Raw genomic sequence first — 20,335 nt, 5'->3', positions numbered from 1 at the left:
CCACCCCAATTTAGCAACAGCTAAATTATGGGTCTGAGGGAACGTCGGGAGCGCGATCGCGCTAGTTTCAGGAAATTCGCACGCAGCGCCGCCGGTTCTGTTTACTGTTGTACGGCAAGATCGACAAAATTCCCCGTGGAATTTACAAATTTTCGCGTGGATCGCACTCACGAGGAGCGCAACAAACGTTCTTGACGAATCCGCTGCTGATTTTCAAAGACTTGGAGGCGATCGCCGTCTACTTGATAGATAAATTGGCCATTCCGGGCTTGATAGCTCGACCCATTAAACACCGCTGGCAACCAGATCGAATGGTAAGGCTCAAGTTTCGCCTGGCCAAAATACCAAAGCTGATCGCTGATTTGACAAATTTGCACCCGAAAATTCTGGGTTTCACCGTTGATTAACGTTGTGCCGGGACAGCGATCGCCTTGGGGCGGACGGGTGGGAATGCGCCCCGCCACGAGGGCCGGCAGTTGAGTGAGCGGGTTCTGGGCGGTAACACTGTCGGGATAATATTCAAAATGGAGATGGGGGCCGGTGGAATTGCCAGTGCTGCCCATCTCTGCGATGATCTGCCCCTGCTCCACCCATTGCCCGACGCTGACCAATAAGCGGCTGTTGTGCCCGTATACCGTGCGGCTGCCGTCCGGGTGGCGCAGTTCCACCGCATAGCCGAGGCCCCAATTATCCCACCCGGCGAGAATCACCTCCCCGGCTTGGGCGGCGAGGATGGGCGTACCGATGGGGCCCGCAATATCAAGGCCTTCGTGGTAGCGGTGGAAGGGTTGGGAAATGGTGCCGGTGGTGGGCCAGATTAACCCCGTGGCGGTGCGTTGGGCCAGTTGGGCTTCGGCGGGGGGAATGAGGCGGTTCGGGTCACGGTGCGATCGCTGCATTGGCAACGAGAGGGCCATCGTCCCCACCACCACAACCCCTAAAATACTGATCGAAAGCGATCGCACGACTTGCCCCACAACTGTCATCGCTGATTTCATCCTTTAAAACTGTACTGCATCTTTCATAGCAGGGGGTGAAGCCTCAGGAGAGTTCCCCCAGTCGCCATCGGCCATAATGGGAATTAACCGGGGCGAATCTTAGCAACGCGATTTTCCATGAAACCCTCTTTTTGCGGGCGATTGTTGGATGATGTGACGATCGCCGGAGCCGACTTTACCGATGCTCTGCTCGATGGGAAACCGATGCGCCAACTCTGTGCGATCGCCTCCGGAACCAATGGGCAGACCGGCGTAGAGACCCGTGTGTCCTTGGGATGTCGGGAATCCTAACCGCTTATAATAGAAGGCTAAGACCCCCAGCCCTCACCCCCCACGCCCCAATGTTCGGTCACTACCAAAAAAGCTGTCTCCGCATTGAATTGGACGCATCCCAAGCTGCGATCGCGGCCAGTCTCCAAAACCCCGACCAGTTCCGCCGCTGGCTCTTTCCCCAACGCCTCGAAACCGATATTCCCAACCCCCTCAAAGCCGGCGCAACCTTCACCGCCTGGACAGGCCCGATCGCCATCGATCACTACGTCGATCTGGCCACGCCCCAAAGCCTCCGCCTCATCCTCAGTCGCGGCATCGATGGCTTCCACGAATGGTATTGGGGCGACGGTTGGGTACAATCGCGCCTCGAAGGGGTCTCCCTCCTCCCCATTGCCCTGGGGCAAACGGCTACATTGATCCGCCTGCGCTACTTCCTCACCCGCTCTGCCGCTGGTGACAGCCACTCCAGAGGAAAGCCCTCACCCTAAATCCCTCTCCCAAGCAGGGAGAGGGACTTTGAATTTGGCTCCCCTTCTCCCTAGTTTGGGAGAAGGGGTTGGGGGATGAGGGCACTGAGGGTCAGGGGTCGCTATCCCAGCACTACCGAGCAATGATGCTGGCGGTTTCGAGATCATAGTGAACCTGATCGAGCGTGCCCGCTTGGATGTGGGCGATCGCTGCCTCAATCGCCCCCAACGGCACAAAAAACCACTCTTGCGGCTGCACCGGTAACCCAAACCGATCCATCAATTCCAGATCCAACCGCGCCGCCTCAAAAAATCGGTGGAGGAGGGCTTCGAGTTTTTTCGGGTTGATGTTTGCGAGTTGGAAGGTGGTGACGATTTCGACCGCAGCGAGGAGATAGGTGGGGTCTTTAGCGGCATGGATGATCCGTTGGTTCACATCGCCGCTGGTCATGCCGATTTTGTGGATCAGGGTGCGGTGTGCCGCGATGAAGGGATGATCCGATTGACTGCGCAACACGTAGACCTGGCCGGTGTGCCGATCGGTAGGGGTGAGATTCTGGGGGGCGAAGAGGGGGCCAAAGTTGCTGACGAGTTCGGTGATCCGGCGACTGGTGCGATCGCGGTTCAAGGCCCGTTGCAGCGATCGCAGTAAAAGATTGCTCTCTGTACCGTTGTCATAAATCACCCGCAATTCTGCATTGGGGCGGCCATAGTCACTGATGAAAAACTCCCCCATCGCCGCCACGAGCACCATCTGCCCGTCAAGAATGAAAAGATTTCCCGCCTGAATCGCCGCATTGTCTTGATATTTCAGGGTGTGACGCGCCCCGGTTTTTAATGCCTGCTTAACCTGTTGGAACAGGGGTTTAAATTGGTTGAAGTCCTCGCAGGGGGTGCGCTGGGCGATTTCCTCAGCGGCTTTAATGTCTTGACGCGATCGCACATGGGTTAATTGGGTCACATCATCCACCGCCGCCCCATCCAAACCCAGTTCCGCCAGCAACGCCTGATCATCCAGTGCCGGCGGAACCTCCAGATCTGGGGTTGCTGTGAGTAAGCCCCGCGAGTCCAACGGTTCGAGGAGGGTGCGACAGTCTTCTAAGCGGCGCAGGCGATCGAGACGCACGGCATAGAGACGCTCGAAAATATCCCGGTCATCGCCATGCTGGGGTAAGCGTCCCTGCGCCGAGACAAACCGCTCGATCTCCTCAAATCCGGCGATGATCCGCTCCTCACGGGGGGAATACTGCACCGGAGCCGGAGCCGTGAGATCAATCCCCAATTCCCCTAAGAGTTCGCGATCGCTGTCTGTGGTTTGCGGCATTTTTTTAACCATCCCTATCCTCCTTGACTTTGCGCTGTAGGAATGCGACCCCCTCAGCCATACGTCGCTCCCAGGGGTCTGCCGCCGTCAGCGCAGGCAAGCGACCCCGCTCCTGCTTAAACCGGACGGCGCGGTGGGCCAGGTCTCGCGCCTCGTCCATACTGAGGCTCAACCGTTTAGCCGTAATCACCGCCGCGATCTGTTGGAGGCGTTCTTCGTTCATGGCTTTGGCAAGGATGGCGTAGGCTTCCCCAAAGGGATTAATGCGATCGATCAGATCCATATCGAGATCAGTGACCGAGAGGGCGAACTGTTTCACCCCATCGATCAGGGCAGTGTTTTTCGTCGGTTCGGGGTCTTCCCTCACCCCCGGCTCCTCTCCCAGGGGCGAGGGATCTGCCCTCACCCCCGGCCCCTCTCCCAAGGGCGAGGGGTCTTCCCTCACCCCCGGCCCCTCTCCCAGGGGCGAGGGGAGAAGATCGTAGGTTCCTCCGGTTTCATTGAGGATGTATTTTTTGCCCTGCTGTACGAGGTTGAAGGCAGCGATCGCATGTTGGCGCACTGCCTCTTGATCCTCCGGTTCAATGGTGGGATATTTTTCCTGGATAATCTTCCCCATCCGTACCGTGGTAATTTCTTCCGGCACGAGTTCCGAATCAAACAAGCCCCGCTCAATCGAGGGTTTATCTTGCACCAATGCCGTCGTTAGTTCGAGCAAATCTTCCGCGCAAATCCGCTGGGCTTCCCGGCTTTTCGGCATTGCGAGGCCCTTAATCTCCAGTTGCACCTGGCCCGTCTGCCGATTGATGCCCACATTACAACCCGTCGGATCATACCCCTCCGGGCCATAGTCATACCCCGCTGTTGGTTGATTGTCGGGGCGTTTGGGGCGAAATTCAAAACGGGTCGCCAGCACTTGTTCCATCAGCAAACTGGCGGCGATCGCCTTTAACATATCATTCACCGCCTCCGTCACCACCTCACTGGCCGCATCGGGTTCTGCGATCAGGTTAGAAAAGCGGGCGCGGGTCTTGCCCGGTGCGTCACGGGTCGCACGACCAATAATCTGGACAATTTCCGTCAAGCTCGACCGATACCCCACCGTCAGCGCGTGTTCACACCAAATCCAATCAAACCCTTCTTTTGCCATCCCCAGGGCAATGATGATATCCACATGGTCGCGGTTTTCTTTTTGGGTGGGGTCTTTGAGGGCCGTAACGACGCGATCGCGCTTCGTCGGGTCATCATCCACCAAGTCCGCCACCTTCAGCACCGTCCCGTCGGGGGTACGAATCAACTGAAACCCCGTTTTGGGGTCAGTGCCTTGCCATTCGCCGAGGGTGTCAAGAATATGCTCCACTTCGCGGATTTTATCCTTGGTACTTTCGCGGGAGTTGACATTCGGAATATGCACAATGGTTTTCTCGTTTGGATTGAGCACCCGCATAATTTCGCTGGCATAGTTCCCCGCATAAAAGTAATAGCCGATGTCTAATTGTTTGAGGTATTGATAGCCGTTGAGTTGTTCATAATAGGTGTAGGTGATCGTCTCAAAGCGGTTTTCATCTTCGGGGTGCAGTACCGCGATCGCATCGCCGCGAAAATAGGAGCCGGTCATCGCGACAATATGGGCGCGATCGCGGGTCATCAATTGCCGCACCTGCTCCCCTAATTTATTATCAGGATTCGCCGAAACATGGTGAAATTCATCCACCGCAATGAGGCGATCATCTAACGGTTCAATGCCCAACCGTTCCACCGCAAACCGAAAGGTTGCATGGGTGCAAATCAAGATTTGATCCTCACTCTTGAGGAAGGCTTGCACCGCGTTCACTTTGCCGCTATCGGTGACCGGCGCATTGCAAAGATTCCAGCGCGGCGCAACTGTCCAATCGGCAAAAAAGCCATAGTGTGACAGGGGTTCATCCTGAAAACTAGACCCAATCGACTTTTCTGGCACAACGACGATCGCCTGTTTCAGCCCTTGGTGGATCAATTTATCGAGGGCAATGAACATCAGGGCGCGACTTTTCCCAGAGGCGGGGGGTGATTTGATCAATAAATATTGTTCGCCGCGTTTGTTGTAGGCGCGTTCTTGCATCGGGCGCATCCCCAGTTCATTGGCTTGGGTGGAGCGGCCATCGTGGGCATAGGTGACGGAAACGGCGGGAACAGAGACAGGTTTGTTCATGGCGAAACTCTACAGATTGCGATCGCGGATAGTAATACAGCTTATTCATTGTCGGACATGACAGCACACACTAACTTAAATTTTACAGCTTGTTCATCAGTGACTTGACACATTGCCGTCACCCTAAATCCCTGTTTACCCTCTGATGTCTAAATCATGCTAGGCGGCGATCGCTTATCCTATGATTTTCCTTTTTGGGTTTTTAATAATTTTGGGGTGGTCATTTGGGTGTAGAGTTAGAAGAGTTTTTCGAGGCGATTTGCTTCGCAACGCTACGCGATCGCTCTCGTTTTTGAAGCGTCACTCGATGAATGTTTTTCGCTAAAGCTGGTTGATGATTTCGGTGGAGGAGTAAACAGGAATGTTGCTATTCATAAAGTCTTGATGATCACGGGTTATGATCGCATCCAATTGAGCAATGGTGGCACAGGCGAGTTGGATGCTATCTTCAAAGTCTGTTAGATCTAGGCTGAAGGCTGTTTCAACAGTTTGCCGATCAACAGTACAAAATTGGAGGCCGGTTAGGAGCCGATGGATAGCCGCAAGAGCAACTTCACGACCTTTCATTTTACGGATGATGTAGAAAATATTGGTGATAGTCGTTGCAGCAATATAGCCTTCTAATTTGCCTTGTTCAATTTGCTCGAAGAGGGCGATCGCCGCCTCAATAAAGGGTTCCCGTTCTAGGATTAGGTCTAGGACAATGTTGGTATCGATGAGAACTTTCACGGGTAGGCTTACTGGTATTTTTGGGTCAGATAGTTTATGTATTCTGTTTGTAGTTCATCATCACTGGGTGCTATGCCAGGATGTTTGGCTATGCCTCGAAGTCCGGTGAGGGTTCCGGGGGGAATAGCGGGGGGAGGAGAGGGGTGTTTGTGTTGAAGAAATTGGGCAAAGTGGAGAATTTCGTTGATTTGGCTTTCTGGGAGGGTTTGGATGAGTTGATAGAGTTTTTCTGCGGCTGTCATGATTTTTAGGGGTGGCGGTAGATTTCATTCCTATTATGGTTTAGATTTTTGGTTTTTTGGTGGGGTGGGGGGTTTTGGAGTGGTCATTTGGGTGTAGAGTTAGAAGCGTTTTTCGAGGCGATTTGCTTCGCAACGCTACGCGATCGCTCTCGTTTTTAAACCGTCGCCCGATGTAGATGCGTTCGAGGGTTTCGTCGTTGCGATCGCCTTAATAGGGAGAGGATTTACCAAAATCGATCTATTTCATAGGAGCCAAACACATTGTCAGCACTGACAACACTCACAGAGAGGTTAATACTGTCGTTCATCAGTACATTTCTAGCCCGATCACTCAATCTTGGATCGGCTTCAATAAACCAGAGGAGTGTATGTGTATCAATTAAAAAATCTGACACTACATATACTCCGCTAATTCTTCTAACGGTGCATCAAAGTCGTCTGCCATCCAGAGTTTGCCTCGCCAAATACCGAAGGCTTCTTTGCGGCTCATAAATTGCTGAGGCTGTTGGTATTTAGCGAGTAGTTGATCGATGAATTGCAATGCTTCTTGCTGTGCTGATTCTGGTAATTGCTGAAGTCGTTTGAGAATAATCTGTTCCATAAGGCTACCTCCTGCTGAAAACAACATACTTATCCTAACCTGATCGCTTTGCATTTTTACGTTTGCTGGCTTTTTTTTCTGTCTCTGGTTTGGTGGTCATTTGGGTGTAGAGGGTGAAGAGTTTTTCGAGGCGTTCGGTGTCGTTTTTGAATTTGTGACTGATATCGATGGGTTATCGAGTTAATCAAATTGAGTTAATCCCTTGAATGGCTAGGTTGAGAAATTGTTCGGCGCGGTCAATTTGTTCAGTGGCTTGGCTATGAGTTACGGCGTTGAATTGTCCATAGTCGCCAGTGGTGCGGAGTTCTTGGGCTTCAATTAAGAAGCGGTGAAACTCTGGTGCAATTAGCCCTGTTTTAGCAAATTCTCGACCAAATGCAGCAATGACAGCAGAATGCTTAGAAAAAGAAAGTTTACGACTATCTAAGAAGGCCTCAGCAAGATAAAACATGGTGTAATAGGCGCGAGATACTGCATAGTCTGGATAGTTATTGGCAAGGAGAAGTTTTGCAGCTTCTAGGCTTTGTTGGGCTTTGAGAAGGAGTTCTTGCTGTTCATTATTCATAGCAAAATTCCGTCTTGATGAATATTACGAAGTAGTGCGTTGTTGCGGGTTTGGTAGTCGATTTCTGTCATGAAGAGGCAGCTAATGACGACATCATACTGAAGAGAAAGATCGGCCACAATTTTGCCGGTGCGTTTAATTTCTTCGCCAGGATTGGTGAGCGATCGCAACACGACGAGAACATCAATATCAGAGTCTGGTTCATGATCACCACGGGCTTGGGAACCAAAGAGGATGAGTTGAATGAGGCGATCGCCATAGAGTTGGGTGAGATCCTGTTTAAGGAATTTTAAGACGGGTTGTAGGGTTAAATTCATGGTTTGGGTGATTTTGGGGTGGTCATTTGGGTGTAGAGGGTGAAGAGTTTTTCTAAGCGATCGCTTTCATTTTTAAATCGTCGCCCGATGTAGATGCGTTCGAGGGTTTCGTCGTTGCGATCGCTTTCAAGGGATTAACTCGAAATAATCACAGTGTTTTGGGCGTATCACTGAAAAATCTCGACGATCAAGGGTGTAAACGCGGGGAATTTCTAACCGTTCAGCGATTGTAATAATTGCTGCATCTGTAAAATCAAGTTGATTATCGGCATATTGCTCTAGAATTTGCTGTACTCGTACCAGATCCTCTGTTTTCATGGTTTCAATGTGAACGAGATCAGGTGTCATGCTGGCCACAAAGCGACGCATGGCGAGATGTCCTAATCTTGAAAAAATTAGATAACAGATTTCCGGTAAGACGATGACGGGTAGCACTAACTGTTCGTTGGCGTTCTGGGCAACGGTGAGCACTCGTTGATGGTTACGATCGCTCTGATCTGTTAAAGCAAATAAAAAACTGGTATCGAGGATTCCGGTCATGGCTTATCTCCTGGTTTGCTGCTCCAGCCATGAATTGTGTCAATCTCATTGTGTAGAATTTCTTCGTCATGATCGGAGGTGTCGGGTTGTCCGGATTTTCCTAAACCGGCGATCGCCAATAGGAAGTTTTGCGGGGGTGAGTTGGTGGGCTGCTGCTGGACTGTTTTATATTGTAGATATTCAACAAAGTTGGCCAGTTCGATGAGCACTTCATCGGGTAGGGCGTTGACGGCTTCGATTAAATTTTGCCGTTCTACGGTTGTTTTGGACATGGTTAGAATCTCCGGGGGTGTAGTTTTTTGACGATTATTTATCTTTTTTTTGTTTTTTGGTTTTGGATGGGGTGGGGGGTTTTGGGGTGGTCATTTGGGTGTAGAGGGTGAAGAGTTTTTCGAGGCGTTCGGTGTCGTTTTTGAAGCGGCGGCCGATGTAGATGCGTTCGAGGGTTTCGTCGTTTTGGTTGTGGGCGTGGCGGAGTTCGGGATAGTCTTTGTCCATGTGTTTGGGGTCGTACATTTCGGCGATGGTGGCGGGGAAGTAATGCTCACGGGCGAGGAGGATGTTTTCGGCGCAGCGGGTGAGGTCTTTTTTGTTTTGGGTGGTGAGTTTGGGGACGGGAAAGGTGTTCCAGCCGAGGGTATTGGAGTAAGAAAAATCGGTTCTCATTCTGACGCAAACTGTACCGATCCAAACCCAATGGAGGCGCGAGGCGATTAGAGCCATGTTCCAGAGGGGTGCATCATAAAGGGCAAAACATTTATTTGAAATAATTGTTCCGCATGGCAACAATCCACAAGGTAAATACTCTCTATTTTCCGAGCTAATAGCAGCAATTGTAATTATAGTTTCATTTCCAATTTGACGACGTTCATCAAATCTATGTGACCATTTAGCCCCTTTTTGTGTTGCAACCTTAGAGCTACTTAAGCGCATTTTTTTAACAGCTTCTAATCGTAAGTTAATTACCGGATTACGTCTGGCAATTTCAGCTTCTTCATCTTTTATCCAAATACAGTATCTTTGTTTTCCTGAGATGAATTCATCTGATCCTAAAATGACTCGAATAAATTTATTTTTTTCTTCTAAAGATAAATTCATTTTATACAGTTCGTCTCTAGATAAAAGTAGATTCCCTCCATCAACAGGTTTACTACCAAAATTCATCTCAGTGATATCACTTAATGGCTTTGTAACTTTTTCAACAATTACATTTTTTCCATCTACCAAATAAGCATTAATATTTATCGCTTCCTTAGCTATAGTGTGATTCTTTTCATCAATAGAAAATAAATATTTAACCTTTTTAGACTGTTGAGCAATTCCGACAATAACAACGGTAACTCCTGCATTATGACTTGCTAAATTTGCCCATTTAAAAGAGGTATGAGCAAAATTAATTTCATGTCCCGTCTCAAAGATTAACGACCATAAAATCGCTACTTGTTGCCCCTGACAAATCGAATTAGTCGAAACAAACGCCGCCGCCGCATTCGTCTGCGTTCCATAATCTGCCGCCTTCATAAACCAACCCGCCACATAATCCAATGACTTCCAAAGCTTTGTACGACCCTCAAAAATTTGCTTTAAATCGTCTTTCTGTTCCTTCGTTTGCCAAGTCGAACCCACATAAGGCGGATTGCCACAAATGTAGGTTTCTCCCCCCTCATTTTGAAAATCAATCTCTGCCTCGTCTTTCGTTTCCTGCCACAGATCCAAATCCTCCCGCTGCACCGTGACCCCCGTTCCCGTCGGTGGACATAACTCCAACCAATTCAAGCGCAACGCATTCCCGCAAGTAATCCAATTGTCATTTTTTAACGGCAAAAACTCCGCTAATGCTAACAATTGCCCCCGATACAACACATCACATTGATATTCCGCAATAATCAACGCCAACCGCGCCACCTCCGCCGCAAACGACCGAATTTCAATCCCCCGAAAATTCGTTAACGGAATCTCAGAAGCCCGATTCGCCTCCCCCCGCCGCTGATTAATTTCCGCCTCGATCGCCCGCATCTCCTTATAGGCAATCACCAAAAAATTCCCCGACCCACAAGCCGGATCAAACACCCGAATCTTCGCCAACCGTTGCCGCAGATTGAGCAACTTCCGCCCACTGTCCCCCGCCGCCGCCAACTGACCCCGCAGATCATCCAAAAACAACGGATTTAACACCTTGAGGATATTCGGCACACTCGTGTAGTGCATCCCCAACGCGCCCCGCTCCGCCTCATCCGCGATCGCTTGAATCATCGAGCCGAAAATATCCGGGTTAATCTTCGTCCAATCCAGACCGCCCACATGGATCAGGTGCGATCGGGCGATTTTGCTGAACCGGGGAACGCCCTCACCCCCGGCCCCTCTCCCACGGGAGAGGGGGGGAAGACCTTCCGGTTCCCCTTCTCCCACGGGAGAAGGGGCTAGGGGATGAGGGCTAAACAGCCCCCCATTGGCATAGGGAAACTGATCCGCCCAATTGCGGAGTCCCGCCGTTTTGCGCTCCTGGGGTGCGATCGCCATCGCTCGGAAAATTTCCCCTAAAACCTCGTGGGTGTTCGAGCCATCGGGTGCGCTCATTTGGGCGATCGTTTGGGTAAACAGGCCGTCACTGTGGAAAATGTTCGTATCTTCCGCGAAAAAACAGAAAATTAACCGCGCCATGAAATGATTCATCGCATCGCGGCGATCGCCCTTGTCCCAATCCGGATTAGTTTTCAATAACTCCACATAAAGCCGATTCAGCCGACTCGTGGCCTTGATATCAAACGCATTTTCGCGGATTTGCTGAACCGTCGTGATCCCCGCGAGGGGCAAGAAAAACCCGAAATAGTCCGGCAAATCTGCGTAGGGACAAGCGATCGCATCCCCATCGCTGAGGTTTTCCGCCTCCAGACTGTCGCCATCCGTCGCCAGGATAAACTTCGCCTTCTGTCGCGTCGTCGCGGCACTCTCCCGCAACGCTGTCAGCGTCGCCGTCACCTCCCCCGCGCCGCACACCTTAATGTGAATGTTGTTACGCTGAAGCACGCCGCCAAGGTCGGATTGGTTAGAACTGCTTTTTTTGCTCCGGAGCCGCTTGATCGTCGTCGCCTTGTTGCCAAAGGCGGTTAGAAATGCAAAGGGGAAATCTTCCGGATCAAAAGGTGCAGCGGCAAGCTGGGACACGGCGGCTTCGATTTCAACGGCATTCATGGGCGGGAAAAAGACAGGGTTTAGGGTTGATCTTAGCGAGTGGGGGGTGCGATCGTGCCCCCCGTCGGGAATTGAAATCCTCGCCTTAGAGCAAAAAGCGGCGTATGTTATAACGGGGAAAATGTGGGACAAGCAGCAAAAGCGCCCATGATGTTGGCGATAAACGATTGAGGAAACGCTCATTTTTCAACTGTTAGACGGGATCGAAACGGGATTGAGTGGACTGATTGCAGCCTTAGAGGCGGTGCTCTTTTTCCCGGTGGCGGGTGTGCCGTTGATTGTGTTGTGGTCGATCGTGGGGACGGTGGTGTTAACGTTGCGGTTGCGGTTTCTCGGCTTGCGGGGCTTGGGTGAAGCGATCGCCCTCCTGCGTACCCATAACGCCACGCCCAGCGGGGTGAGTTCCTTCCAAGCCTTCACCACGGCCCTTTCTTCCACGGTGGGATTGGGGAATATTGCCGGGGTGGCGATCGCGATTAGCGTCGGTGGCCCCGGCGCTTGTTTTTGGATGACGATCGCGGGCATCCTGACGATGAACACCCGCCTGATTGAATGCACCCTCGGCCGCAAATATCGCCACACCAACCCCGACGGCAGCGTCTCCGGCGGCCCGATGTATTACCTCACCCACGGCCTCGCCGCCCAAGGCAAAGCCCGCTGGGGTCAGATCCTCGCGGCGGTCTTTGCCCTCTGTTGTGTGGTGGGGGCCTTGGGGTCGAGTGGGATGTTTCAGGCGGGGCAGTCCTACCGTACCTTGGTGCATGTGCTGCCGGATCTGTCGGCTTGGGGCTATGGGGTGGGGTTAGCGATCGCCGTTGCCCTCGTCACCGTTGGTGGTATCCATCGCATCGGACAGGTGACCAGTTGGCTCGTGCCGGTGATGTGTGGTCTGTATGTGATCACGGCGGTCTATATCCTCGGTCTGCATTGGCAGGCCATCCCCGCCGCGATGCAGACGATTTGGGCCGATGCCTGGCATCCCCGCGCTGGCCTGGGGGGCGTGGTGGGGTTAATGGCCTTGGGATTTCAACGGGCGGCCTTTTCCAATGAGGGGAACATCGGCACGGCGGCGATCGCCCACGCCGCCACCGAAGGCACGACCCCGATTCAAGAGGGATTGATCGCCACCCTCGAACCCGTGATCGATACCGTCGTGATCTGCAACATCACCGCCCTCGTGATTATCGTGACGGGAACCTACCAAGACCCCCAATATGCCAACTTTGCCGGGGCAGAACTCACCAGCGCCGCCTTTGGCAGTGCGATCGCTTGGTTTCCGTGGTTACTCGCGATCGCCACCGTTTGCTTTGCCTTTTCCACGATCATCGCTTGGGGCTACTACGGCGAAGCGGCTTGGGTGTATCTCTTTGGCTCCGAGCGTCGCCCCCTTTATCAAGGCATTCAACTCAGCTTAATCATTGCCGGAACCCTGCTCCGCCCGGAATTGGTGGTGCAAGTGAGCGATATTTCCCTGCTCCTGATGACGGTTCCTAATCTGCTCGGCCTCTATGCCCTCAGCCGCGAAGTCCGCGCCGATCTTGTTCTTCACTTCAGCCCTGGCACATTTTCACCGGATTTCGCCGCCGCTGCCCGTCGCCAAAACGCCACGATGGTACGCTCTGGACAGGACTCGAACCTGTAACCGAACGCTTAGAAGGCGTTTGCTCTATCCATTGAGCTACCAGAGCTTGATCGATCGCCCACAGGGGAATTGGGCATAGCCATTGTAGCGGTTGGGTTTGCGATCGCGCAATTTCCCCACCAATCCAATCCCGCCACGATGCAGATGAATTTCTCAGGGTAAACTAATATAGCAATAATCAGGAGACTGACTTGCTACCCTGTTGCCCTGACCCTCCGCAGGAGTCATCGACCCCATTATGTTTATTCTCAAACGGCAGGATGTTGAGATCTCCAACGTTCAGCACCCCAAACGAGAACAACAAATCCCCATCTTGAAGTATCAAGACCAAACGTTTCGTCTGATTAGCGTCTTTGATGTCGCCAAAGCCGAAGAAGCGAAAACGTTTTGGAAAGATCTGACCGATAATCAGGGAAAGTTTTGCGTCCTACTCCAAGAAGACAATCGCCACAGTGTTTGGGGGCGTGTCAAACTTGAACAATTAATCGGTGATAGCAACGATGAATCCAGCCCCGTCTCCTCGGTTCAAGCCGCCTTGCTAATTTTGCAAGCGGTGTATTTTGACGTGGAAGAACTCCTCGGCGGTCGTCAGGCGAAACTCTTTCACCAAGAAATGACCACGGCCCTCCAAAGCCGCCAAATTCCTGAAGTGAATTCTGGTAAAGCGGTTGATCAACTCTTAAAGGCTGATCCCCTCGGCAATTTCACAGCCCCCAGTTGGGCCGAGCAGCATTTAATTGCCGTGTTACAAGAGGTTTATCGGATTGGCAAAGAGTTTTTTGGCAATGCTAATTTTGCCGATGAACTGGATGATATTTTGCTCGATATGCCCGATCAAGACCGTAATGATTTTCTCGCCTGGCTCAAACAATCCACCCTCGGCAAACAGTGGAAAAGCTAAGCGATGGGGGGGTGGAGTTTGGCGGTGAGTTCGGTTTTGATCCGGTAGAGGATGGATTGTTCGTCGAGGGTGGCGAGGATGTTTTGGATGACGGTTTTCGGGCCGTCGGGGCCCCAGGTTGCGCCGTTGGTGAGGTAGGTTTGGGTGATGGTTGCGATCGCATGGGTCATCACCCCCGCAACGCTGGCCTGCATGATCGCCACGGATAGATAGGGGGCCAAACTCGCGCCCCCCGTTAACGGCGCAGTGATGCCTAACACGCTCTTTAACCCGCTTAATCCCAAGGTCGTCACCACATCACTGAGGGTAATGCCGCCCATGCCTAGGGCGATCTGGCGTAGCAGAGCCACCGCGCCGCCGTGGGTCATGGGTAGGCCGTAGAGTTTCGAGAGGGAGAGGATCAGCGCCACATCGATCGCGGCTCCCGTGAGCAGATCGAGCACCGTGACGGGATTGATCGCGATCGCGCCGGCCTTCGTCATCACCGCCCGCCAGGTTAATTGCTCCGCTCGTTCGGCCCGGATCTGCACCTTCCGCGCCACCACTTGTTCATTCAGTTCGCTGGCGTAGAGCATCGTATTCAGGGCCAGGAGGGATTTTCCTTCCCGGTGCAGCACATCGAGGATTTTCACCTTTAACGGCGCGATCTGGGCGGCTCCCCGTTGGCGTTCGATTCGGGTTTGGCCGCGATCGCTCACCTGCACCGCCACCAAGGGCGAGGCCGCCACCATCACCACCTCATCGGGGGAAATCAATTCCCGCACCCGCTCATCACAGAGTTTGTGATAGATGGCGAAGCGATCGGCTTCGGGATATTGATCAATCTTGTTAAACACCAAGAGCATCGGTTTGCCCACCTCCCGCAACTGCGAGAGGGCATTGTATTCCACTTGGGTCATATCCCCAGACACGATAAAGAGGATCAGATCCGCCTGTTTCGCCACCTGTTTCGCCAACTGTTCCCGCGTCTGGCCGTCCACCTCATCAATCCCCGGCGTATCCACCAGTTGAATCTGAGCATCCCGCACCGAGGGAATCACCACCCGCTGCACCTGAAGCGCATCGGTTTCCACCGTCCAGGCTGCATTACTAATTGTCCGCGTTACCCCATGCAACGGCCCCACTTCAAACGCCGTCTCCCCCAAGAGCGCATTCAAAATCGAAGATTTCCCCCGCCCCACCATCCCAAAGGCCGCAATCTGCACCACGGAGCGATCGAGCTTGTCGAGCACTTGGCTGAGATGTTCGAGTTCTTGATTGAGTCCGGCTTCTTCTTGGGGGGTGAGGTCGAGGTGTTGAACGAGGTTGTGGAGGGCGGTTTGGGCCTGTTTGTAGTGGAGTTCGCCTTGGATGGCGGCAATGTCGAGGAGGGTCGCGTCAAAGTCGTCAGTCATGGCAGCCGGAGCAAGGGGTATCTCTTCCCGATTTTAGAGGGTTGGCCTGATTCCTGGGGTTGGGCAACCCAGCCCCTACGGTTAACGGGCGATCCGGGTGGCGTTGACGATCGCAAGCAGAGCCACCCCCACATCGGCAAAAACGGCCTCCCACAGCGTCGCCACCCCCCAGGCACTGAGGAGAATCATGAACCCTTTGATGCCGAGGGCGATCGCAATATTTTGCCAAACGATGCGCCGGGTGCGTCGGGCGATCGCGATCGCCTCCACCACCTGCAACGGCGTATCCTGCATCAGCACCACATCCGCCGTTTCAATCGCCGCATCTGACCCCAAGGCCCCCATCGCTAACCCCACATCAGCACGGGCGAGGGCGGGCGCGTCGTTAATCCCGTCCCCCACAAAGGCGATCGCTCCCGGTCGTTCCCGTTGAATCTCTGCTACTGCCGTGACTTTATCTTCCGGGAGTAATTGCGCTCGGTAGGCGCTCACGCCCAATTGAGCGGCGATCGCGGCGGCGGTGCTGGGTTGGTCGCCCGTGAGCATTACCGTGTGAGTGATGCCCAACTGGGCCAACCGTTGGATCGCTAGGGCCGCGTCGGGTTTGGGGGTATCGGCAAGGGTGATATGGCCTGCGTAGTGGTGATCAACGCTGAGATGTACCACCGTTCCGGTGGTGGAGGGCAGGGCGAGATCAGGGAAAAGGCGATCGCTCCCCGCCCAAACCGTTGCATCCTGCACCTGCGTTTTCACCCCATAACCCGCCTCCTCGCGATAATCTGTCACCCGGTCTAGATCCAAGGGCTGACCGTGGGCGGCGCGAATCGAGGCCGCGATCGGGTGGCTGGAATGGGCTTCGGCATAGGCTGCGAGTTCCAACAAGTCCGCCCGGCTGCGGCCGTTGGCACTCTGGACATCGGTAACTTGAAACTCGCCATGGGTCAGGGTTCCGGTCTTATCAAACACCACCGTTTTCACCTGCGCCAGGGTATCGAGGAACGTCGCCCCCTTCACCAAAATGCCCCGTTTTGCCGCGCCGCCAATCCCCCCGAAATACCCCAGGGGAATGCTAATCACCAAGCCACAGGGACAGGACACCACCAGCAAAATCAACGCCCGATAGCCCCAGGTTTGCACCGTCGCACCGGGAATGATTAAGGGGGGAATCAGGGCAAGGGCGATCGCACCCAGCACCACGATCGGGGTGTAAATTTGGGCGAATTGGGTGATGAATTTCGCGGTTTTCGCCTTGCTGCGGCTAGCATTTTCGACGAGATCGAGGATTTTGCTCACGGAGGATTCCCCGAACGGTTTTGTGACGCGCAGGGTGAGTTGGCCCGTTTGGTTTAAAGTCCCCGCGAGAGCCGGATCGCCCGGTTCGACAGGGCGGGGCATGGATTCCCCGGTTAACGCTGCCGTATTAATTTCCGAGGTTCCCGTCAACACCACGCCATCAAGGGGGATTTTTTCGCCGGGATTGACTTGGAGGCGATCGCCCACTTGCACCTGTTCCGGGTTCACCCTCTGCCAGGCTTGATCTCGCCACACCGTCGCCCGATCCGGTCGCACCGCCAACACCGCCGCGATCGATCGCCGCGACTGGCCCACGGCCTGTTCTTGCACCCATTCCCCCGCCCGATAAAACACCATCACCGCCACCGCTTCGGGATATTCCCCCAGCACCAACGCCCCCAGGGTTGCGATCGTCATCAAAAACGTCTCATCAAACATCTGCCCCCGCAGAATATTCTGCCCCGCTTGGATCAGCACCGGCCAGGCACTCCAGAGATACGCGCCGCCCAACACCCCCACCGCCACGAGCGGCCATTGGGGCAAACTCTGCTGCATCCAAACCCCCGCCGCCACCACGATCGCGATCGCCCCTAGCTGCTGCAATTCTCGATAAGACGGGGTGACAGGATCATGGGTAGACCCCGGTGGGGATGCGGTCGAGCAACGACAACAGGAGGCGGGGGCGGGTTGTGTCATGATTCAAACTCTCTTTTCTAAGCCATAATCTTGCTTCTAATCCTAACGCTTTACCTCGTTTAAAATCACCCCACTTGAGGAAATTTTAATGCTATTTTAGAATCAGAATCATTATCATCAATGCTCAAAATTCTCTCTATCCAATTAGATTATTAAAACGATTATCATCTTCATTTTTGTTGTTATCAATCAGGCATTTTATGTAAGGGGTAAGTCTGAACCGGAGCATCACGATCGCCCGCGTTAAAACTCGCTACGTTACAATAATCGGGTTAATCTCGCCCATATTCTTTAGCCATGGCGCAAACCTACAAAACCTTTGTGATTCGAGACTGGCAGGAGTGCGATCGCGCCGCTGCCGCCCACCTGATTCGGGATATTTTAAAAGAATACAGTCTCCCGTGGGAACCGGAACGAGCCGATCGAGATGTGATCGAAGTGGAAACCCATTACATTAATCAGGGGGGTGAATTTTGGGTCATTGAACAGGATGAAACTCTGGTGGGTACGGGGGCATATCATCCGATTGAACGGGGTGAAAATGCCGTGGAAATTCGTAAAATGTATCTCCATCCATCGGTGCGCGGTCAAGGTTTGGGGCGATTTTTACTCACGGCCTTAGAAACCGCGATTCAACAGCGTGGCTTCCAAGAAATTTGGATCGAAACGGCGACTTCTTTAGCGGCAGCGGTGCGGTTATATGAACAGAATGGCTATCAAAAAACAACAGGGGTTGAAACGCCCCGCTGTGATTTAGTCTATCGAAAACGGCTACCCACCAATGCCTCAATTTAAACATTGCGCTCAGTGAACTAGTGCAGCGTCAAGACTTAATATTCGGATTGTATTGAATGTCCAACACTCAACGTGACGGTGCGTTACGCTTCGCTAACAGCACCCTACAAACATCCTAATTCTTGGCATTGACGCTGCACTAGGGCAGATTGAAAGGGTTCTCCCAGCACCCGATTCGCCCACAATGGATAACCATGGGGTCGCTGGGCGATTTGATCCGGTTCCGGGGGAAACGGAGTTCATTCCCTTGCCTGCGGATTAGGGGCGATGGGGTGGGGGAGCGCGATCGCGTATCATAGGAGGTCACGCCTACCCTTGAAACAGACCCATGAGTGAAGTGAAAACCGTTTCCGGCCGCGGTCTCCCCCTGCGCGGCAGCGATATCGACACCGATCGCATCATCCCCGCCCGTTACCTGCGCTGCGTCACCTTTGACGGGTTGGGGGCCCATGCCTTCGCCGACGATCGCGCCGCCAGCAACGGCACTCACCCCTTCGACCAACCCCAGTACCAAGGGGCGAATATTTTGGTGGTCAATGGTAACTTTGGCTGCGGTTCCTCCCGTGAACATGCCCCCCAAGCCCTGCAAAAATGGGGCATCCAAGCCGTGATTGGCGAAAGTTTTGCGGAAATTTTCTTCGGCAACTGTGTCGCCCTGGGGATTCCCTGCGCCACCGTCACCCCCGACCACGCCACCCAACTGCAAACCGCCCTCGAAGCTGATCCCAGTCTCACCGTTTGCCTCGATCTGGTCGCCCTCACCGTCACCGCTGGCGACCTCACCCTCCCCGTCACCCTCGCCGACGGCCCCCGCACGATGCTCACCAGCGGCAAGTGGGACAGTTGCGGCCAACTGGTGGCCAACGCCGACCAAGTGCGCACCACCGCCACCCAACTGCCCTACCTCGCTTGGGGTGCGGCATGAATTTAACTGAACAGACGATCGCAGCCGGTGGCCACGATTGGTTTTATCGGGAAATCACCCCCGATGTCCCCAACGGCAAGCCCCCGGTATTGTTTATCCATGGCATTCTCTGCCATAGCTACGGCTGGCGGATTTTGATGGAAACCTGCGCGGCGGCCGGATATCGTGCGATCGCCCCCGATTGGCTGGGGTTTGGTCGCTCGGCCAAGCCCCAGCCCCGCGAATTTGCCTACAGTCCCGCCGCCTACGAAGCCGCCTTGGGGGACTGGATCACCGCGATGGAGCTTGAACAGTTTACCCTCGTGGCCCAGGGCTATCTTGGCTCGGTGGGGGTGCAATATGCCTGCAATCATCCCGAACAGATCGATCGCCTCGTCATCCTTAATACCCCCCTCACCACCAGCGCGACCGTGCCTTGGATCATGCAACGCTGGACGATTCCCTTTGTGGGGGATATGTTGACCCAAGATCCGCTGTTGGTGGATCGCACCCTAGAAGGGGGGAGCGGCTTGGTGATTGAAGAAAATGAGTTAAGTTTCTATCGTCAACCGTTTTTAAAAAGCTCCCAAGCGGGCCGGGCGTTGCTGATGACGGCGAAAAAGCTCAACCTCAGCCAGGCCATGGGTCAACTCAGCCAAGACCTCGCCCAATGGCGCAAGCCCACGCAAATCATCTGGGGGATGGCTGATCCCTGGCTGGATGGGGAGCCGGTGCGCCAACAGTTGCAAAAAAATCCGATGGTGGATTGGAATGCGATCGCTGAGGCAAAACACTACCCCCAAGAACATTGGGGCCAGGAGATTGGGCAAATTTTGTTACCCTTTTTAAACCGTGAGTTTTCGGAGCTTGGGGGGAGTTAATCGGGGGTTGCTCCTGGGGGAAGTTGGGTCAACGGTGCGATCGCACCAGGTTTGTTGATGGAGCGACTGCTGATACACAACGTTCTCAGGTTGGCCTCGCCTGTGTTTAATCCCCCTTTCAGTCAGGGCAGCGAGCGAGACGCTCGCACTACAGAGGATTCCAGGTAGTGTGAGCCTCTGGCTCACTTATCTTAAATGTGCAAAGAAGACTCCCACTATAAAGCGAGTCCGAGTAGAGTTACCGAAGGTAACGGCGGACGTGCCTTTTAGTGGCGAGATGAATTTGCACCAACAAACAAACCGAGCGACAGCGAGTCCTTAATTTTCAATACTTTTGAGGGAACGGATAAATTCTCTAACGACATCCGTTTTTGTCCGTCCTGTTTTTTT

At 53.5% G+C, this 20,335-nt stretch carries 20 protein-coding genes and 1 tRNA gene; 7 read left to right on the top strand and 14 right to left on the bottom strand.

What is annotated here, in order from left to right; all coding sequences use genetic code 11:
* Positions 1-167: 167 nt before the first annotated feature.
* On the bottom strand, positions 168-986 hold the full coding sequence (locus tag PN477_RS15535) for a M23 family metallopeptidase (protein ID WP_272147415.1): 819 nt from the start codon (positions 984-986) through the stop codon (positions 168-170).
* A gap of 129 nt (positions 987-1,115) precedes the next feature.
* Here PN477_RS15535 and PN477_RS15530 point away from each other — a divergent pair, with 129 nt between their 5' ends.
* Positions 1,116-1,289, top strand: a complete 174-nt coding sequence (locus PN477_RS15530; RefSeq protein WP_272120503.1) for a hypothetical protein — start codon at positions 1,116-1,118, stop codon at positions 1,287-1,289.
* A 50-nt stretch (positions 1,290-1,339) separates the two neighbouring features.
* Positions 1,340-1,759, top strand: coding sequence for a hypothetical protein (locus PN477_RS15525; RefSeq protein WP_272120501.1), 420 nt, complete (start codon positions 1,340-1,342; stop codon positions 1,757-1,759).
* A gap of 112 nt (positions 1,760-1,871) precedes the next feature.
* Here PN477_RS15525 and PN477_RS15520 read toward each other — a convergent pair whose 3' ends face one another.
* The 10 genes from PN477_RS15520 to PN477_RS15475 all read right to left on the bottom strand — a co-directional run bounded on the left by PN477_RS15520 (position 1,872) and on the right by PN477_RS15475 (position 11,439).
* Positions 1,872-3,074: a GIY-YIG nuclease family protein gene (locus PN477_RS15520; protein WP_272147413.1), complete on the bottom strand. Its 1,203-nt coding sequence runs from the start codon at positions 3,072-3,074 to the stop codon at positions 1,872-1,874.
* Positions 3,067-5,253 (bottom strand): DEAD/DEAH box helicase, encoded by a 2,187-nt coding sequence (locus PN477_RS15515; RefSeq protein WP_272120497.1) that lies wholly within the window; start codon positions 5,251-5,253, stop codon positions 3,067-3,069. The genes PN477_RS15520 and PN477_RS15515 overlap by 8 nt, the downstream gene beginning before the upstream one ends.
* Positions 5,254-5,574: 321 nt before the next feature.
* Positions 5,575-5,982 carry a type II toxin-antitoxin system VapC family toxin gene (locus tag PN477_RS15510; protein ID WP_272120495.1) on the bottom strand — a complete coding sequence of 136 codons (408 nt, stop codon included), beginning with the start codon at positions 5,980-5,982 and terminating at the stop codon, positions 5,575-5,577.
* Between the two features lie 8 nt (positions 5,983-5,990).
* The gene (locus PN477_RS15505) at positions 5,991-6,224 is read right to left on the bottom strand and encodes a DUF2281 domain-containing protein (RefSeq protein ID WP_272120493.1); all 234 of its coding nucleotides are present in this window, start codon (positions 6,222-6,224) and stop codon (positions 5,991-5,993) included.
* 394 nt (positions 6,225-6,618) lie between these two features.
* Positions 6,619-6,825, bottom strand: a complete 207-nt coding sequence (gene vapB, locus PN477_RS15500) for a type II toxin-antitoxin system VapB family antitoxin (RefSeq protein WP_272120492.1) — start codon at positions 6,823-6,825, stop codon at positions 6,619-6,621.
* 184 nt (positions 6,826-7,009) lie between these two features.
* Positions 7,010-7,390 (bottom strand): HEPN domain-containing protein, encoded by a 381-nt coding sequence (locus tag PN477_RS15495; RefSeq protein ID WP_272120490.1) that lies wholly within the window; start codon positions 7,388-7,390, stop codon positions 7,010-7,012.
* Positions 7,387-7,707 (bottom strand): nucleotidyltransferase domain-containing protein, encoded by a 321-nt coding sequence (locus PN477_RS15490; RefSeq protein WP_272120488.1) that lies wholly within the window; start codon positions 7,705-7,707, stop codon positions 7,387-7,389. The genes PN477_RS15495 and PN477_RS15490 overlap by 4 nt, the downstream gene beginning before the upstream one ends.
* A gap of 126 nt (positions 7,708-7,833) precedes the next feature.
* Positions 7,834-8,247: a type II toxin-antitoxin system VapC family toxin gene (locus tag PN477_RS15485; protein ID WP_272120486.1), complete on the bottom strand. Its 414-nt coding sequence runs from the start codon at positions 8,245-8,247 to the stop codon at positions 7,834-7,836.
* Positions 8,244-8,519, bottom strand: coding sequence for a DUF2281 domain-containing protein (locus tag PN477_RS15480; RefSeq protein WP_272120484.1), 276 nt, complete (start codon positions 8,517-8,519; stop codon positions 8,244-8,246). The genes PN477_RS15485 and PN477_RS15480 overlap by 4 nt, the downstream gene beginning before the upstream one ends.
* Before the next feature lie 34 nt (positions 8,520-8,553).
* The gene (locus PN477_RS15475; RefSeq protein ID WP_272120482.1) at positions 8,554-11,439 is read right to left on the bottom strand and encodes a class I SAM-dependent DNA methyltransferase; all 2,886 of its coding nucleotides are present in this window, start codon (positions 11,437-11,439) and stop codon (positions 8,554-8,556) included.
* A 214-nt stretch (positions 11,440-11,653) separates the two neighbouring features.
* On the opposite strand from PN477_RS15475, the gene PN477_RS15470 reads away from it, so the two are divergent.
* On the top strand, positions 11,654-13,081 hold the full coding sequence (locus PN477_RS15470; protein WP_272120480.1) for an alanine/glycine:cation symporter family protein: 1,428 nt from the start codon (positions 11,654-11,656) through the stop codon (positions 13,079-13,081).
* On the opposite strand, the gene PN477_RS15465 is transcribed toward PN477_RS15470, so the two are convergent.
* A tRNA-Arg gene (locus PN477_RS15465) sits at positions 13,055-13,127 on the bottom strand. The two genes, PN477_RS15470 and PN477_RS15465, sit on opposite strands and share 27 nt — an antisense overlap.
* A 192-nt stretch (positions 13,128-13,319) precedes the next feature.
* Here PN477_RS15465 and PN477_RS15460 point away from each other — a divergent pair.
* Positions 13,320-13,982: an Npun_F0813 family protein gene (locus tag PN477_RS15460; protein WP_272120479.1), complete on the top strand. Its 663-nt coding sequence runs from the start codon at positions 13,320-13,322 to the stop codon at positions 13,980-13,982.
* Here PN477_RS15460 and PN477_RS15455 read toward each other — a convergent pair.
* Both PN477_RS15455 and PN477_RS15450 read right to left on the bottom strand, forming a co-directional pair.
* Positions 13,979-15,376 (bottom strand): GTP-binding protein, encoded by a 1,398-nt coding sequence (locus PN477_RS15455; protein WP_272120477.1) that lies wholly within the window; start codon positions 15,374-15,376, stop codon positions 13,979-13,981. The genes PN477_RS15460 and PN477_RS15455 overlap by 4 nt on opposite strands.
* 81 nt (positions 15,377-15,457) lie before the next feature.
* Positions 15,458-17,365: a heavy metal translocating P-type ATPase gene (locus PN477_RS15450; RefSeq protein ID WP_272120475.1), complete on the bottom strand. Its 1,908-nt coding sequence runs from the start codon at positions 17,363-17,365 to the stop codon at positions 15,458-15,460.
* Positions 17,366-17,662: 297 nt separating this feature from the next.
* Between PN477_RS15450 and PN477_RS15445 the strand changes: the two genes are divergently transcribed.
* From PN477_RS15445 to PN477_RS15435, 3 genes are all read left to right on the top strand, one after another.
* A complete protein-coding gene (locus PN477_RS15445) occupies positions 17,663-18,160 on the top strand; it encodes a GNAT family N-acetyltransferase (RefSeq protein WP_272120472.1) in 498 nt (165 codons plus the stop codon).
* Between the two features lie 328 nt (positions 18,161-18,488).
* Positions 18,489-19,085 carry a 3-isopropylmalate dehydratase small subunit gene (gene leuD / locus PN477_RS15440; protein WP_272120469.1) on the top strand — a complete coding sequence of 199 codons (597 nt, stop codon included), beginning with the start codon at positions 18,489-18,491 and terminating at the stop codon, positions 19,083-19,085.
* On the top strand, positions 19,082-19,945 hold the full coding sequence (locus PN477_RS15435) for an alpha/beta fold hydrolase (protein ID WP_272120468.1): 864 nt from the start codon (positions 19,082-19,084) through the stop codon (positions 19,943-19,945). Before leuD ends, PN477_RS15435 begins: the two co-directional genes overlap by 4 nt.
* The last annotated feature ends 390 nt before the right edge of the window (positions 19,946-20,335 follow it).

The sequence above is a fragment of the Spirulina subsalsa CS-330 genome, from assembly GCF_028330765.1.
Taxonomy (GTDB): domain Bacteria; phylum Cyanobacteriota; class Cyanobacteriia; order Cyanobacteriales; family Spirulinaceae; genus Spirulina; species Spirulina subsalsa_A.
The sequence above is the reverse complement of the archived record's forward strand: the minus strand, read 5'-3'. Positions and strand labels throughout refer to the sequence as shown.

Excerpts from the sequence above, each read along its gene's own strand:
- PN477_RS15535 (WP_272147415.1), bottom strand. The coding sequence starts at position 986 with ATGACAGTTGTGGGGCAAGTCGTGCGATCGCTTTCGATCAGTATTTTA.
- PN477_RS15530 (WP_272120503.1), top strand. The coding sequence starts at position 1,116 with ATGAAACCCTCTTTTTGCGGGCGATTGTTGGATGATGTGACGATCGCC.
- PN477_RS15525 (WP_272120501.1), top strand. The coding sequence starts at position 1,340 with ATGTTCGGTCACTACCAAAAAAGCTGTCTCCGCATTGAATTGGACGCA.
- PN477_RS15520 (WP_272147413.1), bottom strand. The coding sequence starts at position 3,074 with ATGGTTAAAAAAATGCCGCAAACCACAGACAGCGATCGCGAACTCTTA.
- PN477_RS15515 (WP_272120497.1), bottom strand. The coding sequence starts at position 5,253 with ATGAACAAACCTGTCTCTGTTCCCGCCGTTTCCGTCACCTATGCCCAC.
- PN477_RS15505 (WP_272120493.1), bottom strand. The coding sequence starts at position 6,224 with ATGACAGCCGCAGAAAAACTCTATCAACTCATCCAAACCCTCCCAGAA.
- vapB (WP_272120492.1), bottom strand. The coding sequence starts at position 6,825 with ATGGAACAGATTATTCTCAAACGACTTCAGCAATTACCAGAATCAGCA.
- PN477_RS15495 (WP_272120490.1), bottom strand. The coding sequence starts at position 7,390 with ATGAATAATGAACAGCAAGAACTCCTTCTCAAAGCCCAACAAAGCCTA.
- PN477_RS15490 (WP_272120488.1), bottom strand. The coding sequence starts at position 7,707 with ATGAATTTAACCCTACAACCCGTCTTAAAATTCCTTAAACAGGATCTC.
- PN477_RS15485 (WP_272120486.1), bottom strand. The coding sequence starts at position 8,247 with ATGACCGGAATCCTCGATACCAGTTTTTTATTTGCTTTAACAGATCAG.
- PN477_RS15480 (WP_272120484.1), bottom strand. The coding sequence starts at position 8,519 with ATGTCCAAAACAACCGTAGAACGGCAAAATTTAATCGAAGCCGTCAAC.
- PN477_RS15475 (WP_272120482.1), bottom strand. The coding sequence starts at position 11,439 with ATGAATGCCGTTGAAATCGAAGCCGCCGTGTCCCAGCTTGCCGCTGCA.
- PN477_RS15460 (WP_272120479.1), top strand. The coding sequence starts at position 13,320 with ATGTTTATTCTCAAACGGCAGGATGTTGAGATCTCCAACGTTCAGCAC.
- PN477_RS15455 (WP_272120477.1), bottom strand. The coding sequence starts at position 15,376 with ATGACTGACGACTTTGACGCGACCCTCCTCGACATTGCCGCCATCCAA.
- PN477_RS15450 (WP_272120475.1), bottom strand. The coding sequence starts at position 17,365 with ATGACACAACCCGCCCCCGCCTCCTGTTGTCGTTGCTCGACCGCATCC.
- PN477_RS15445 (WP_272120472.1), top strand. The coding sequence starts at position 17,663 with ATGGCGCAAACCTACAAAACCTTTGTGATTCGAGACTGGCAGGAGTGC.
- leuD (WP_272120469.1), top strand. The coding sequence starts at position 18,489 with ATGAGTGAAGTGAAAACCGTTTCCGGCCGCGGTCTCCCCCTGCGCGGC.
- PN477_RS15435 (WP_272120468.1), top strand. The coding sequence starts at position 19,082 with ATGAATTTAACTGAACAGACGATCGCAGCCGGTGGCCACGATTGGTTT.